We start from the raw sequence: 13,578 nt of genomic DNA, 5'->3' as shown, positions 1-13,578 counted from the left end.
AATCCGCAACTTTGCAGGCAAGTACGTAACTGCCCAGGGTGAAGAGCATCGGAAAGCCGTATGCGGGAAAACCGCACGTACGGTTTGATGAGGAGGGGCTGGTAATCCCAGCCCTTTACTCTACTATATTTTGTGTATTCTGTATTATCTCGGCCCGCACGAACTCCACACGTTATAAGTCAAGTGACTCGAATTGGTAATTTTCTCGAATTAGTAATAGAAAAACAAAGAAAACCGGCTGAGAGAGGCCGGTTTCCTTTTCTTAATATATCCCTTCATGCTGCTGCGATCAGCTAGCTTGAAGTTTATTCTCGATCTTGGCTTTGCCTTTGATCTCTTCCATCCAAGGGCCGGACAGCTCCTGGATTTTTTGGCTGGTCAGCTCTTCCTTGATATCGTCCTTTTTCTGTTCGTAAGTCGGAGTCGTTGGCGCCTTTTTGTCCGTTACTTTAATGATGTGGAAGCCGTGGGTCGTCTGAACCACGTTGCTGAGCTCGCCTACAGGAAGCGAAAACGCGGCATCCTCAAATTCTTTTACCATCATGCCTTTGCCGAAATAGTCGAGATCGCCGCCTTGCTCTTTCGAGCCCGGATCGGTCGACTTTTCTTTGGCCAGCGTGGCGAAGTCCGCTCCGCCTTTCAACTGGGCGAGGATCGCCTCCGACTCTTCCTTGGTAGCGACCAGGATGTGGGAAGCTTTCACTTGCTCCGGCGTCGCCATCATCTCTTTGTTTTCTTCGTAATACTTCTTCATGTCGTCCTCGGTAATTGTAACTTGAGGTCCGAGGATCTTTCTGAGTCTCACTTGCATCGGCATAAATTTGTTTTTGACTTCATCAAGCGTCATACCGCTTTGCATGAGCAGCATATTGAATTCTTCATCGGAACTGAACCCTTTTTTGAAGGAGGCGAGTTCCTGCTCCAGATCGGCGTCGGTTACTTTAAAACCCGCCTTTTCTGCTTCTTGCTTGATGAGTTCCTCGGTGATCATCGAATCGAGGATTTGCGCCCCCCCGTTCAGGATCAATTGGTCAAAAAGCTCGCTTTTTCCAATTTTGACGCCGTTGACGGATGCAACCGCCTCATCGCCGCCGCCTCCGTTTTTCGTAAACGCATAAATCGATATGCCCGCAAGCAAAACGAGCAGTACGAGTGAAGTAATCATCCACGTCTTATTCTGTTTCTGCTGCCTCATCGGCAAATATGCCCCTTTCGATTTGTATATTTATCGTGCTGTAGCTGACTTTTCAAACTATACCAGAATGCGATCCATAATACCTTAATTTCAGATTAAAATGAATTCGGTCGATAGAAGCGGAATGTTGAACAATTGTGTCCGAAGTTCACAAAAAATAGTTTGACCGTGACAAGAAGTGACAAACAATGACCCCTGGGTCGTATTATAATAGCAATTATGAAAAGCAAATGAAAAACAACTGAAAAGCTCAGAAAGAAAGAGGAATGAAGCAAAATGAATGCGGTTCTATTGGATGAAGCGGAAACGATTGAGCAGCTTCGAGGCGATTTGGTAGCTCTGGCGATGGAGAAAGGGACGTTCGCCGACGACACGGTGCTGGAGATGAGCCAGCAGCTGGACGAGTTTCTGGTTCAGTTTACGAAAATGCATCTGAGTACCCAGAAGCAGCAGCTACTTACATACAGGTGATAAACAGGAGCTCTCCGCAATACCCTCCGTTCGGCGGAGGGTATTTGTCGTTTTTCCGCATGGGATGCCGACGAAATGACTAAACTAGTACAAAGTCAGACTATGTCGTACAAGTTCGGGGGAACACGTTATGATCGCGAAATCCGTGCAGCTCAAAGCTAATCTCGAAGGGGCCGTAAGGGCTGATCCGAATACGAAGCGGCTCTTGCGGTCAATCCGCCCCGGAGAAATCGCCCTGATTCGTCATCCGGACCTGGATGAGGCGGCAGCCGAAGGATTGCTCGAAGCGGGGGTGAAAGCCGTCATTAACGCATCCCGAACGATGAGCGGCACGTTTCCGCATGAAGGACCCGGCCGCTTGCTGCAAGCAGGCGTACCTTTGTTCGAAATCGATGAGGAGCGGTTCGGCGACATTACGAACGGGGAAACCGTGTCGCTTCGCGCGGATGTGTTAACTACGCGTCTCCTGTCGATTCCGGTCCGGGCGTTTACTTACGAGTCCATGCGAAGCTCGCTTGAAGCCGCCGAGCGGAATTATTCAGCCACCCTGCGCGACTTTGCCGCTAATACGCTTCATTACGCCGCCTGCGAGCTGCAGCAGCTGGCCAAGCCGATACCGATTCCTCCACTCCGTGTCCCGTTATGGAGAAGAGATGCGCTGATTGTCGCACGGGGGAAAGGGTACAAGGAAGACCTCGCCGCCTTGTCGGAATATATCGCAGAAGCCAGGCCGGTGCTAATTGGGGTGGACGGCGGAGCAGACGCTTTGATCACCCAAGGAATCCGGCCGGATCTGATCGTCGGCGATATGGACAGCGTATCGGATGCGGCGTTGCACTGCGGAGCACAGCTGCTGGTACATGCCTATGAGGATGGACGGGCTCCCGGTATGGAGCGGCTCGGGCAGCTCGGATTGTGCGCGGAACGGGTAGCCGCGCCGGGAACGAGCGAAGACGCCGCGATGCGGATCGCCTACGAGCAAGGAGCGGATCATATCGTCGTGGTCGGTTCCCACAGTCATCCCGTGGATTTTATGGAGAAAGGACGGGGCGGAATGGCCAGTACGCTGCTTGTCCGGATGCTGATCGGCCATAAACTCGTGGATGCCAAAGGAGCGAACCGGTGGATGATGCCAAAAAAACATCAGCTTCATATCGTGCCCGGTCTCGTTCAAGCTGTGGAAGGAGGGGGCCGGTTATGAGAACGCGTCCTTCCGTATCGATTGTGGTGCCCGCATGGAACGAAGAGAGGTCGGTCGGGCAGACGCTGCAAGCGCTCCATCGGATGACGAGGCATGACGGCAGCCGGTTATGGGACGAGCTGATCGTCGTCGACGACGGAAGCTCCGACCGTACTGCGGAAGAAGCGGCACCTTGGGCGACGACCGTGATCGAGCATGCCGCCAGACTGGGGAAAGGCGCTGCGATGCGCACAGGCTGGACGAACGCGGCCGGAGACATCATCCTGTTCGCCGATGCCGATCTGGAAAGCTCGGCCGAGCATTTGGCCGGTCTGCTTTCGCCGATTCTGAACGATGAGGCGGACATGTCGATCGCCGCGTTCTCCGGGACGCTTCGCGGCGGAGGATTCGGGATCGTCAGGCGGATCGCCGGAAGAGGGATTTTCCAACTGACGGGACAACAGTTCGCCGCTCCCTTATCCGGTCAGCGGGCGGTGCGCAGCGAGGTGCTGAAACGCCTCGTGCGTTCGCCTCAAGGATTCGGCATAGAGGTGGGCCTGACGATCGATGCCGCACGCCTCGGCTACCGCATATGCGAAGTGCCGCTGCCGCTTTCCCACCGGGAAACGGGCAGGACGATCCGCGGATTTTGGCACCGCGGAGGTCAACTGGCGGCTATCGCCAAAACGATGTGGCTGCGGCGGGGACGTTTCGTGCCATGACCGGGACGATCGGATGGATTGGTGCGCTTGCGATACTTGGGCTATTTATGCTTCCGCCGGCGGTCCGGTTTTTGCGCAGTCACGGTATGACCGTACCGAATTACGAAGGAGAAATAATTCCGGTGGGAACCGGCGCGGTTTTGATCGTTTTATATATGGCGTTGTACGGAATGCTGCAACTAAAGGCGGCTTGGGGCTTATCCGGAAGTACCGTTTCGACCATTTCAGCTTATTTTCCCGCTTTTCTGCTCGTATTCGCAGCGGGATGGACGGACGATATGATCGGCAAGCGGAGCGTCAAAGGAATCGGAGGTCATTTCCGAAGCTGGCGGCAAACGCGGACGTTTACTACAGGGGCGGTAAAAGCGGCCGCGATCGGACTTGCCGCATTATGGATCGTGGCGGACGGCAGCCGGACCTGGTGGGAAGCTTGCATCGGCTGGGCGGCTATCGCGATGACGGCGAATGCGCTGAATTTGCTCGATGTGAGGCCGGGCAGAGCGTGGAAAGGGTTTTATGCCGGGGCAATGGTAGTGGCGGTCGCGGAACCGGGATGGAGCGGAAACGTCTGGCTGCTGCCGGGGATCGCCGGCGGTCTAGCGCTGATGCCAGGGGATCTGAGGGGCAGGCATATGCTGGGCGACTGCGGTGCGAACCTGCTCGGCTTCGCGCTCGGCTGCGCGATTGCGAATTCGTTCCCGTTATGGCTGCAGACGGTATATCTGCTCTTTCTTGCGGCCATCCACCGGATAGCGGAGAAAGATTCGATTACCGCCTGGATCGACAAACATAAATGGGTCCGCTGGCTGGACCGATTCGGACGGGCTTAAGGCCGTCTTTTTTTTGCCCGGAAACGGGGGGCGACGTAGTTGCGCTTGCGGTCGCGGAAAAAAATCCAGCCGCCGATAAACGCGACTCCGGCGACAAATAAAACGATGCCGACCACCATTTTGCCCCATAAAATATGCGGGTCGCTCTCTTCGGGTCCGAACTGCGCGAACCAGGCGTCCTTCATCGCAAGAAAACCGTATGTAGCGGCAAAACCGGGAATAATCAGCAGCATAATGGCGATAAAACGCTGCACTTTCTCTCTCATCGAAGCGACCTCACTTTGCATTCGGTAATAGTGCGAGTTCAAAAAGTCCGGTTTTCAGCACCGAGAAGATGGGATGAAGCTAGGAAATGAGGAGCGGAGCGTAGTGGGAGCTACGTGAGCACCGGAAGTTCCGGCTGAATTCCATATTCGATGTCGAATACGCTTCCTGATCTGCTTCGTGATCAAAAGCGGACTTTTTGAACAACCTCTAATAGTCTGTCCTACTATCTTATCCCGAATTGTATTTGATGTCCATTTCGCTTTTGGTACAATAGAGGCATCGATTCCGCAGACGGGAGGAACATACATTGTCCAATACATTTGATATCGTAGTTCTAGGGGGCGGCATCGGCGGTTATACCGCTGCGATCCGCGCAGCGCAGCTCGGGAAGTCGGTCGCTGTCGTCGAGCGGGACAAGCTTGGAGGGACATGCCTGCATCGAGGCTGCATTCCGAGCAAGGCGCTTCTGCGCAGCGCAGAAGTATATGGCACGATGAAACGGGCCGGCGAGTTCGGAGTGATCGCAGATTCCGTTTCCTTTGATTTGGCCAAAGCGCAATCGCGTAAAGCGGCTATTGTGGAGCAGCTTTATAAAGGGCTGCAATTTCTAATGACCAAACATAAGATTCACGTTGTAAAAGGCAACGGCCGCATTATCGGGCCTTCTATTTTTTCGCCGCGAAGCGGCTCCGTGGCCGTCGAGCTGGAAGACGGCGAGATGGAGACGCTCGTGCCGAGCCAACTGATCATCGCCACCGGATCGAGGCCGCGTATGCTGGCAGGTCTTACACCTGACGGAACCCGAATTATGACAAGCGACGATGCGCTTAATATGGAACGTCTCCCGGCATCTATCGTTATCGTCGGCGGCGGGGTGATCGGGGTCGAATGGGCGACGATGCTTCACGAATTCGGCGCCAGCGTGACGGTTGTCGAAGGAGAACGCCGGATTTTGCCGACCGAGGACGAGGACGTATCGCGGGAGCTCGAGCGGTTGCTCAAAAAACGCGGCATTCGCATAATGACGGGCGCCAAGCTGCAGGTCGAATCGGTCGAGGCGGGAGCGGATGGAGTCAAAATGAGCGTGGAGACAGCCAAAGGCACCGAAGCTTTGGCGGCGGAAACGATGCTGGTGTGTGTAGGCAGGATCGCCAATGCGGACGGTATCGGGCTTGAAAATACCGATGTTCGCGTCGATCAGGGCGTGATCCGGGTGAACGGTTCGATGCAGACGACAGAACCGCACATCTACGCGGTCGGCGACGTCAACGGCGGAGTTCAGCTTGCCCATGCGGCCGGACACGAAGGAGTGGTCGCCGCCGAGCATGCCGCGGGCAAAACCACGCATGCTTATGCGGCCCATCTCGTGCCGCGCTGCGTATATTCGAGCCCGGAGATCGCTTCTGTCGGCTGGACGGAAAAGCAGGCGGCCGATCAGGGCTTTGCCGTAAAAACGGCAAAATTCTCGTTCAAAGCGCTGGGCAAGGCGCTCGTATACGGACAAAGCGACGGCTTCGTCAAAGTAGTCGCCGATTCGGCGACGAACGACATACTCGGCGTCCATATCATCGGACCGCAGGCGACCGACCTGATCTCTGAAGCCGCCTTGGCGCAGATGCTCGACGCGACGCCTTGGGAGGTCGGCGGTACGATCCATCCGCATCCGACTTTGTCCGAAGCGCTGGGCGAAGCGATGATGTCGATCGATGGGTTATCGATCGGAGGGTGACGGGCTATCCAAATTAGGATGCCGCATCAAATTGTAATTGGGACGAAAAGGGACTATAATAGGGTTATAGAGGTAACTCTTAAGACCAGGTATTAATTCTTAACTTCGTCAATTGTCATCCCATATTCCGGCGGGCGGCGGCGCTTCTCCAGCGTTGGCCGTCTGCTGACCAGGAGGTCGAAGTCCCATGTCCATTGGTCAATTGACTACTCATAAGCAGCTTGGCATTTCCGATCAGCAAGCGCTCGAGATGTACAAATTTATGCTTCTCGCCAGAAAGTACGACGAACGGGCTCTGCTTCTCCAGAGAGCAGGCAAAATCAACTTCCACGTATCCGGTATCGGACAAGAGGCGGCCCAGGTTGGCGCCGCTTTCGCACTTGACCGGGACCGCGATTATTTTTTGCCGTATTACCGGGACTACGGCTTCGTCCTGTCCGTCGGTATGACCGTGCGCGATCTGATGCTCTCGCTGTTTGCCAAGGCGGAAGATCCGAACAGCGGCGGCCGCCAGATGCCCGGACACTTCTCGCACAGAAAGCTGCGCATCGTAACCGGGTCTTCGCCGGTGACGACGCAAGTTCCTCATGCCGTGGGCATTGCGCTCGCAGCCCGAATGAAAGGGGAATCGCTTGTCTCTTTCGTTACGTTCGGCGACGGCTCCAGCAACCAGGGCGATTTTCATGAAGGGTGCAATTTCGCCGGCGTGCACAAGCTGCCGGTCATTTTCATGTGTGAAAATAATCAATATGCGATATCCGTTCCGCTGCATAAGCAGATCGCGGCTCCGGTAGCGGACCGTGCGGCAGGTTACGGATTCCCGGGCGTTCAGGTGGACGGCAACGACGTGCTCGCCATATACAAGGCTGTCAAAGAAGCCCGCGAGCGGGCGATCCGCGGCGAAGGACCGACGCTGATCGAGGCGATTACGTACCGGATCTCGCCGCATTCCACATCGGACAACGATCTGGCTTACCGCACGAAGGAAGAAGTCGATCTGCATAGGGGCAAGGATGCTATTCCGCGGTTTAAGGCGTACCTGATCGAGTGCGGGATATGGAGCGAAGATGAGGATGCCCAGCTAATCGATCAGCTGGTGAAAGATATCAAAGAAGCGACCGAGTTCGGGGATAAGGCGCCGTTCCCGGCAACGGATGATCTGTACCGGTATGTGTATGCCGAAGAGGGAGGCGAGTAACCGATGGCGGTCGTGAACTACTTAACCGCAATTCGCGATGCGATGAGCGAGGAGATGGCGCGGGACAGCGACGTGTTCGTGCTGGGGGAAGATGTCGGGTACAAGGGCGGCGTATTTACCGCGACGAAAGGGCTGATCGAGAAGTTCGGAGAAGCCCGGGTGCTCGATACGCCGCTTGCGGAATCGGCGATCGCGGGCGTGGCGATCGGAGCGGCCATGTACGGCATGAAGCCGATCGCGGAGATGCAATACGCCGACTTTATGCTGCCGGCGACGAACCAGATCATCAGCGAGGCGGCCAAAATCCGCTACCGCTCGAATAACGACTGGTCGTGTCCGATCGTCATCCGCGCTCCGATCGGGGGAGGCATATTTGGCGGGTTGTACCATTCGCAATGCACCGAATCGATCTTTTTCGGGACGCCCGGAATTAAGATCGTGTTTCCGTCCACTCCGTACGATGCCAAAGGGCTGCTTAAAGCGGCGATCCGCGATGCGGACCCGGTCTTATACTTCGAGCATAAGAAATGTTACCAGCTTGCGGAAGGGGAAGTTCCGGAGGAAGAATATATCGTGCCGATCGGCAAAGCGGATGTCAAACGGGACGGGACGGATATTACCGTCATTACGTACGGATTGACGGTCCATTTTGCGCTGGAAGCAGCGGCGGAGCTGGCGAAGGAAGGCATCAGTGCGCTTGTGCTCGATCTGCGCACGATCCAGCCGTTGGACAACGAAGCGATCCTGGCCGCCGCCTCCAAAACCGGCAAAGTGCTGATTATCCACGAGGACAACAAGACGGGCGGCGTAGGAGCGGAAGTGTCCGCCATCATAGCCGAGGAGCTGCTGTTCGAGCTGGACGCGCCGATTATGCGGCTGTGCAGTCCGGACGTGCCGGCGATGCCGATCAGCCCCGTCCTGGAGAAGCATTACATGCTGAATAAGGATAAAGTAAAAGAAGCGATGAAAAACTTGGCGTTGTACTAAGAAAGCAGACGGTTCGAGCGTACAGGTTGGAGCTGCGAAGTTCAATTCGGCGGACAGCAGTCCGGACGGACGATCTCTTAAGCTCCGGCTTCGTACAAGCCGCAAGTAGCATCCTATAAGCAAATGAAAGTCGCGGGAGGTTGAAGAGCATATGAAAGGAACGAAGGCGCAAGGGACGGAGATCGTCATCCCGCAGCTCGCCGAATCGCTTGTATCGGCTACGATCAGCAAATGGCTGAAAAAGCCGGGAGATTACGTGGAGCAATATGAGCCGATCTGCGAGCTGATCACCGAGAAAGTGAATGCAGAGCTGCCATCGACAGTCGAAGGAACGCTGCTGGAAATTGTCGCCCAAGAGGGCGAGACGATTCCGGTGGGCGGGGTGGTCGCGCTGATCGCGGAAACGGCGGCAAACGGCGCAGGCACTACGAACGCAGAGGAGAGCGAAAGCCAATCGGCTGATGGCGGCGAGTCGGCAACCGCTCAACCGGCGGAAGGACAAGCGGCGGCAGACGGCGCGATGCGAGGCCGGTATTCGCCGGCCGTGCAGACGCTTGCGAGCGAGCATGGCATCGATCTTAGGGCGATCACGGGAACCGGCATGGGCGGGCGGATTACCCGGAAGGACGTGCTCGCCTACTTGGAGAACGGCCGGCCGGCCCCGGCGATCCCGGCGGTTTCAGATGCCAAGGCGGTTATCGCCGCCGTACCGGCGGTGCCTCAGGAGGCGCCCAAATTGCCGGTGCGTTCGACCGGACTTCATTTGTCCGAAGAACCTCCGATTCCGAAGATCGAGGTCGAGAGCTCGAGAGACGGCGGAAGAAACGAATACATCATCGATGTGACGCCGATCCGCAACACGATTGCAACCCGGATGCGTCAAAGCGTAGCGGAAATTCCGCATGCTTGGACGATGATCGAGGTGGACGTCACCAATCTGGTCGTGCTGCGCAACAAAATCAAAGACGAGTTCATGAGAAAAGAAGGAATCAACTTGACGTATCTGGCATTCGTGCTGAAAGCCGTCGTTAACGCGATCAAAGATTATCCGATCATGAACTCGGTATGGGCCGTCGACAAAATTATCGTCAAGCGGGACATTAATATATCGCTGTCTGTCGGCACGGAAGATTCGGTAATAACCCCCGTCATCAAAAAGGCCGATCAGAAAAATATCGCCGGTCTCGCCCGCGAAATCGACGAGTTGTCGCGCAAGGCGCGCTCCGGCAAGCTGAAGCTGGATGACATTCAGGGCGGCACGATAACGGTGAACAACACGGGCTCGTTCGGCTCGATCCTGTCGTATCCGATCATCAACTATCCGCAGGCGGTTAACTTGACGTTCGAATCGATCGTCAAACGTCCGGTCGTGATCAACGATATGATTGCGGTGCGTTCGATGGCGAACATCTGTCTGTCGCTCGATCACCGGATTTTGGACGGGGTGATCTGCGGCCGTTTCCTGCAGCGTGTGAAAGAAAACCTGGAGAGTTATTCGCTGGACACGAAGCTGTACTAGGCCCCGACGCGCATACGCCACGCGCCCGCCAAAGCGCGGAAGGCTTGAAGCGGGCCGAAACCGTTAACCGAAAAACATTCCGATCCCGTACAGAACGACCGATGAGGCCATGGCGAAGAGCATCAGATATACGACGACCTTGACGAATGTTTTGCTAAACATAAGCTTTCATCTCCTCAAAAAAGGTTATACTGGGTTCATAGTAGGGCATATTTACATTGTACCTTAATCCATGTCCGGGAGGAAAGTAGTCATGATTCAACAAAATCGGCTGATCGAACAGTTTATGGAGCTGGTCCGGATCGACAGCGAGACGAGACATGAGCAGGAAATCAGCAAAGTTCTCCAGAAATTGTTCGCAGAGCTCGGACTAAGCGTGTTCGAAGACGATACGGCGGCTGTAACCGGACACGGCTCGGGCAACCTGATCTTCACACTGGAAGCGTCTGAAGGTCAGTCGCATGTCCCGACCGTCCTGTTTACTTGCCATATGGATACCGTAACGCCAGGCAAAGGCATCAAGCCCCGCCTCGACGACGACGGCTACATACGCAGCGACGGCACGACGATTCTCGGCAGCGACGACAAGGCCGGTGTGGCCGCTCTGATCGAAGCGATTCGCGTCTTGAAGGAGCAGGACATTCCGCACGGAAAACTGCTGTTCGTCATTACGGCCGGCGAGGAATCGGGACTGCTCGGTTCGCGGGCGATGGCGAATAACCGGCCGGCCCAGTTGGAAGCGGTATTCGGTTATGCGATCGATTCCAATGGAAAGGTCGGCGCGATCGCAGTAGCCGCTCCTACTCAGGCGCGTATCCAAATTACGATTAAGGGACGTTCGGCGCATGCCGGCGTTAATCCGGAGGACGGCATCAGCGCCATCCAGGTGGCAAGCAAGGCGATTTCCCGGATGCCGCTCGGCCGGATCGATTTCGAGACGACCGCGAATATCGGCAGCTTCGCCGGCGGCGGCGCTACGAATATCGTCTGCGAGCGGGTGGATATTGCCGCCGAAGCGAGAAGCCTCGTCCAGGAGAAGCTCGACCGCCAGCTGGCCGCCATGAAGGAAGCCTGCGAGTCGGCGGCGAGCGATATGGGCGCCAAAGCGGAGTTTATAAGCGAGATTATTTACCCGGCCTACAAGTATGACGAGAACGCCCCGGTCGTGAAGCTGGCGATGAAGGCGATCGAATCGGTCGGACGGACGCCGTCGACGTTCCATACGGGCGGCGGAAGCGACGCGAACATGTTTAACGGCATGGGGATTCCGACCGTCAATCTGGCCGTCGGCTATGAGAATATTCATACGACCGAAGAGCAGATGCCGGTGTCCGAGCTGGTCAAGATCGCCGAACTCGTCGTCGCGATCGTTAAGGAATCGGCGGCTCAGGCGCAAGCCTAACCGGGCTTGGCGAACCCGCATCCTCCATGAGAAAAAGCTGCCGATCGAAGCGACCGGCAGCTTTTTTTTCGTAAGGGACTACGCTTCAATCGCCGCGATTCCGGCATTGTTGAACAAATTCATACAAGGAAACCATACGTTGTGGCCGTCGTTGCTTTTGCTCTCGACCGAGAAGATGACCTGGACGGTGTCATAATGCGGATCGATCGTAATATTCACGCCGCCCGCACCGCCGCACACCAGCGCCTTCGGGGAGAACAAGTCGCCGCTGTCTTTCTTATTATGGTTGATCGGCCAGCAGTAGCCGTAGGAAGCTTCCTTGAAAAACTGCGCGCCGTAAGTTGAAGAGATGTGGGGAATATGATTGCGCGTCATTTCGGCGACGGCGGGTGCGCCCAGAATCCGCTCGTTTCCGTAGGAGCCTTTGTTCAGAAACATCTGGCCGAATTTGGCGATATCGAGAGCGGTGGAGTAAGCTCCGCCCGCCGCGGAAGGCGAGCTCATCGCTTCCGGCGTATGATACCACCTCCCGCCCGGCGCGTCTTCCGGTCTCCGGATCACCCGGGAGTATAACGCCTCCGGCACGGTAAAGTAAGTATCGTTCATCTCGAGCGGAAGGAAGATATGTTCCCTGCAAAAGGACTCCAGCGTCTGTCCGCTCACTCTGCGAACGATCTCCCCGAGCAGTTCCACCCCGTAGCCGCAGTAGGACATCTCGGTTCCCGGCGGTTTCCATAACGGGGCGTCATAACCGAGAAACAATTTTTTATGGATCATCGGATGCTGGTTGACGTCCGCTGGAGGAATGTCGACAAGCGCCTCCTTCTGGCGCGAAAATTCGCCGATCTCATTATTGCGCATGCCCGAAGTGTGGGTCATGAGCTGATGGACGAGCACTTGATGCTTGCCTTCTCCGACAAATTCGGGGATGTAATAGGAAACCGGGAAGCTTAACGACAACAAGCCTTGCTCGACGAGAATCATCGCAGCCGTTGCGGTGATCGGCTTCGTGATCGAGGCGAGCGGGAACAGCGTGTCCGGCTTCAGCGGGGACGATTCCGGTCCGGGGGACGCCGTGCCGGCCGCTTGATGGGAGACGATGATTCCTTTGCGCGCGATGACGGTTACAAAAGCTTGCGAGACTTGCGTATCCGCCCAGCGCTGCACGAGTCGCTCGACATGCCGGATACGCCCGGACGACATGCCCGCGTCTTCAGGCGATCCATTTCTCAGCTTCATTTGTTGAATCAACTCCGTTTCCTCGAATAATGGGATTCTTTACCTATCGTATCGGAAAATCGGGAAACTGAAAAGGCAGTACTAGGAATCAGACCGGGGAGTGGAGTTTATGACAGAGCGATTTATGCAACCTTTGGATGTTAGGGCTATGACGGATCATCAGCCGTTTTGCGCAGGAGTCGTCTGGGTCCGCGACGGCAAGGTCGCGATTACGCTGAACACGGACGGCATCCCGGAGGCGCTCGAAGGCCGGGTGATGCGGGTCGGCGGAGTCGGCGGCGGTCAAGAGCCCGGCGAGACGATCGCGGAGTGCGCCCTCAGGGAAGCGCAGGAGGAGCTGGGCAACCTGAATGTGCGTCTGCTTTCATCGCCTGTCACTTTTTTTCACAATATGGATACGGATGAAGTTGTTCAGGTGCCCTGTATAGACGAAACTCCGCCGCTGCTGCTCCAAAGAAAAACTAACGGCAATCCGGACGTGCCTTACAAGCCGGGTTTGCCGACAGGGCCTTATGTCTATTTCGGACTGTATAGCACAGAGACGGATGAGGCGCGGATCAACCCCGAAGACGATGTGGCCGCCATTTTGTTCGTGCCGGTGGAACGATGGCCGATTCTGGAGCAAGGCGCGACGCTCGGACAAATGGTGGAGCTGGGAAGCGAATTGCTGGAGCGGGCTCCTATCCCCCGAGAGATGCGGCTGTGGGTGCCGGAGAACGAATCGATGCGAACGGTGATGCGCTTGCTGTTCCCGCCTGACTGATGCTTTTCCTATATAATCGGTACCCGTCTTCGGATCAGGAAGGCGGTTTTTTTCTTATGTCCGTTACCAGGCCGGA

Annotated in this window: 14 protein-coding genes; 10 read left to right on the top strand and 4 right to left on the bottom strand. The window is 56.0% G+C overall.

Annotated elements, in window-relative coordinates:
* Nucleotides 1–289: 289 nt before the first annotated feature.
* The gene (locus tag AC3Y2E_RS25365) at nucleotides 290–1,195 is read right to left on the bottom strand and encodes a foldase protein PrsA (protein ID WP_379215386.1); all 906 of its coding nucleotides are present in this window, start codon (nucleotides 1,193–1,195) and stop codon (nucleotides 290–292) included.
* A gap of 276 nt (nucleotides 1,196–1,471) precedes the next feature.
* Here AC3Y2E_RS25365 and AC3Y2E_RS25360 point away from each other — a divergent pair, with 276 nt between their 5' ends.
* From AC3Y2E_RS25360 to AC3Y2E_RS25345, 4 genes are all read left to right on the top strand, one after another.
* On the top strand, nucleotides 1,472–1,666 hold the full coding sequence (locus AC3Y2E_RS25360; protein ID WP_190925384.1) for an aspartyl-phosphate phosphatase Spo0E family protein: 195 nt from the start codon (nucleotides 1,472–1,474) through the stop codon (nucleotides 1,664–1,666).
* Between the two features lie 130 nt (nucleotides 1,667–1,796).
* Nucleotides 1,797–2,867, top strand: a complete 1,071-nt coding sequence (gene steA / locus AC3Y2E_RS25355; protein ID WP_379215383.1) for a putative cytokinetic ring protein SteA — start codon at nucleotides 1,797–1,799, stop codon at nucleotides 2,865–2,867.
* A complete protein-coding gene (locus AC3Y2E_RS25350; RefSeq protein WP_379215381.1) occupies nucleotides 2,864–3,568 on the top strand; it encodes a glycosyltransferase family 2 protein in 705 nt (234 codons plus the stop codon). The genes steA and AC3Y2E_RS25350 overlap by 4 nt, the downstream gene beginning before the upstream one ends.
* Complete coding sequence (locus tag AC3Y2E_RS25345) at nucleotides 3,565–4,398, top strand: hypothetical protein (RefSeq protein ID WP_379215379.1); 834 nt, start codon at nucleotides 3,565–3,567, stop codon at nucleotides 4,396–4,398. The genes AC3Y2E_RS25350 and AC3Y2E_RS25345 overlap by 4 nt, the downstream gene beginning before the upstream one ends.
* On the opposite strand, the gene AC3Y2E_RS25340 is transcribed toward AC3Y2E_RS25345, so the two are convergent.
* Entirely contained in the window at nucleotides 4,395–4,664 is a 270-nt protein-coding gene (locus AC3Y2E_RS25340) for a DUF2627 domain-containing protein (protein WP_190925377.1), read from the bottom strand. The two genes, AC3Y2E_RS25345 and AC3Y2E_RS25340, sit on opposite strands and share 4 nt — an antisense overlap.
* 308 nt (nucleotides 4,665–4,972) lie before the next feature.
* Here AC3Y2E_RS25340 and lpdA point away from each other — a divergent pair, with 308 nt between their 5' ends.
* The 4 genes from lpdA (at nucleotide 4,973) to AC3Y2E_RS25320 (ending at nucleotide 10,098) form a co-directional block, all read left to right on the top strand.
* Nucleotides 4,973–6,394 carry a dihydrolipoyl dehydrogenase gene (gene lpdA / locus AC3Y2E_RS25335; RefSeq protein ID WP_379215376.1) on the top strand — a complete coding sequence of 474 codons (1,422 nt, stop codon included), beginning with the start codon at nucleotides 4,973–4,975 and terminating at the stop codon, nucleotides 6,392–6,394.
* A gap of 187 nt (nucleotides 6,395–6,581) precedes the next feature.
* Nucleotides 6,582–7,592, top strand: coding sequence for a thiamine pyrophosphate-dependent dehydrogenase E1 component subunit alpha (locus AC3Y2E_RS25330; RefSeq protein ID WP_379215374.1), 1,011 nt, complete (start codon nucleotides 6,582–6,584; stop codon nucleotides 7,590–7,592).
* Nucleotides 7,593–7,595: 3 nt separating this feature from the next.
* A complete protein-coding gene (locus AC3Y2E_RS25325; RefSeq protein WP_332071170.1) occupies nucleotides 7,596–8,579 on the top strand; it encodes an alpha-ketoacid dehydrogenase subunit beta in 984 nt (327 codons plus the stop codon).
* A 151-nt stretch (nucleotides 8,580–8,730) separates the two neighbouring features.
* Nucleotides 8,731–10,098 carry a dihydrolipoamide acetyltransferase family protein gene (locus AC3Y2E_RS25320; RefSeq protein ID WP_379215371.1) on the top strand — a complete coding sequence of 456 codons (1,368 nt, stop codon included), beginning with the start codon at nucleotides 8,731–8,733 and terminating at the stop codon, nucleotides 10,096–10,098.
* 63 nt (nucleotides 10,099–10,161) lie between these two features.
* Here the strand turns inward: AC3Y2E_RS25320 and prli42 are convergent, their stop codons facing one another.
* On the bottom strand, nucleotides 10,162–10,260 hold the full coding sequence (gene prli42, locus AC3Y2E_RS25315; protein WP_190925367.1) for a stressosome-associated protein Prli42: 99 nt from the start codon (nucleotides 10,258–10,260) through the stop codon (nucleotides 10,162–10,164).
* Between the two features lie 91 nt (nucleotides 10,261–10,351).
* Here prli42 and AC3Y2E_RS25310 point away from each other — a divergent pair, with 91 nt between their 5' ends.
* The gene (locus AC3Y2E_RS25310; RefSeq protein WP_379215369.1) at nucleotides 10,352–11,500 is read left to right on the top strand and encodes a M20/M25/M40 family metallo-hydrolase; all 1,149 of its coding nucleotides are present in this window, start codon (nucleotides 10,352–10,354) and stop codon (nucleotides 11,498–11,500) included.
* A gap of 78 nt (nucleotides 11,501–11,578) precedes the next feature.
* On the opposite strand, the gene AC3Y2E_RS25305 is transcribed toward AC3Y2E_RS25310, so the two are convergent.
* Nucleotides 11,579–12,739: a serine hydrolase domain-containing protein gene (locus tag AC3Y2E_RS25305; protein ID WP_379215367.1), complete on the bottom strand. Its 1,161-nt coding sequence runs from the start codon at nucleotides 12,737–12,739 to the stop codon at nucleotides 11,579–11,581.
* A gap of 148 nt (nucleotides 12,740–12,887) precedes the next feature.
* Between AC3Y2E_RS25305 and AC3Y2E_RS25300 the strand changes: the two genes are divergently transcribed.
* Nucleotides 12,888–13,502 carry an NUDIX hydrolase gene (locus AC3Y2E_RS25300; RefSeq protein ID WP_379215365.1) on the top strand — a complete coding sequence of 205 codons (615 nt, stop codon included), beginning with the start codon at nucleotides 12,888–12,890 and terminating at the stop codon, nucleotides 13,500–13,502.
* Nucleotides 13,503–13,578 lie beyond the last annotated feature (76 nt).

The organism is Paenibacillus sp. MAH-35, from assembly GCF_058135425.1.
The sequence above is the reverse complement of the archived record's forward strand: the minus strand, read 5'-3'. Positions and strand labels throughout refer to the sequence as shown.

Excerpts from the sequence above, each read along its gene's own strand:
- AC3Y2E_RS25365 (WP_379215386.1), bottom strand. The coding sequence starts at position 1,195 with ATGAGGCAGCAGAAACAGAATAAGACGTGGATGATTACTTCACTCGTA.
- AC3Y2E_RS25305 (WP_379215367.1), bottom strand. The coding sequence starts at position 12,739 with ATGAAGCTGAGAAATGGATCGCCTGAAGACGCGGGCATGTCGTCCGGG.
- AC3Y2E_RS25300 (WP_379215365.1), top strand. The coding sequence starts at position 12,888 with ATGACGGATCATCAGCCGTTTTGCGCAGGAGTCGTCTGGGTCCGCGAC.
- AC3Y2E_RS25320 (WP_379215371.1), top strand. The coding sequence starts at position 8,731 with ATGAAAGGAACGAAGGCGCAAGGGACGGAGATCGTCATCCCGCAGCTC.
- AC3Y2E_RS25310 (WP_379215369.1), top strand. The coding sequence starts at position 10,352 with ATGATTCAACAAAATCGGCTGATCGAACAGTTTATGGAGCTGGTCCGG.
- steA (WP_379215383.1), top strand. The coding sequence starts at position 1,797 with ATGATCGCGAAATCCGTGCAGCTCAAAGCTAATCTCGAAGGGGCCGTA.
- AC3Y2E_RS25350 (WP_379215381.1), top strand. The coding sequence starts at position 2,864 with ATGAGAACGCGTCCTTCCGTATCGATTGTGGTGCCCGCATGGAACGAA.
- AC3Y2E_RS25345 (WP_379215379.1), top strand. The coding sequence starts at position 3,565 with ATGACCGGGACGATCGGATGGATTGGTGCGCTTGCGATACTTGGGCTA.
- AC3Y2E_RS25325 (WP_332071170.1), top strand. The coding sequence starts at position 7,596 with ATGGCGGTCGTGAACTACTTAACCGCAATTCGCGATGCGATGAGCGAG.
- prli42 (WP_190925367.1), bottom strand. The coding sequence starts at position 10,260 with ATGTTTAGCAAAACATTCGTCAAGGTCGTCGTATATCTGATGCTCTTC.
- AC3Y2E_RS25360 (WP_190925384.1), top strand. The coding sequence starts at position 1,472 with ATGAATGCGGTTCTATTGGATGAAGCGGAAACGATTGAGCAGCTTCGA.
- AC3Y2E_RS25330 (WP_379215374.1), top strand. The coding sequence starts at position 6,582 with ATGTCCATTGGTCAATTGACTACTCATAAGCAGCTTGGCATTTCCGAT.
- AC3Y2E_RS25340 (WP_190925377.1), bottom strand. The coding sequence starts at position 4,664 with ATGAGAGAGAAAGTGCAGCGTTTTATCGCCATTATGCTGCTGATTATT.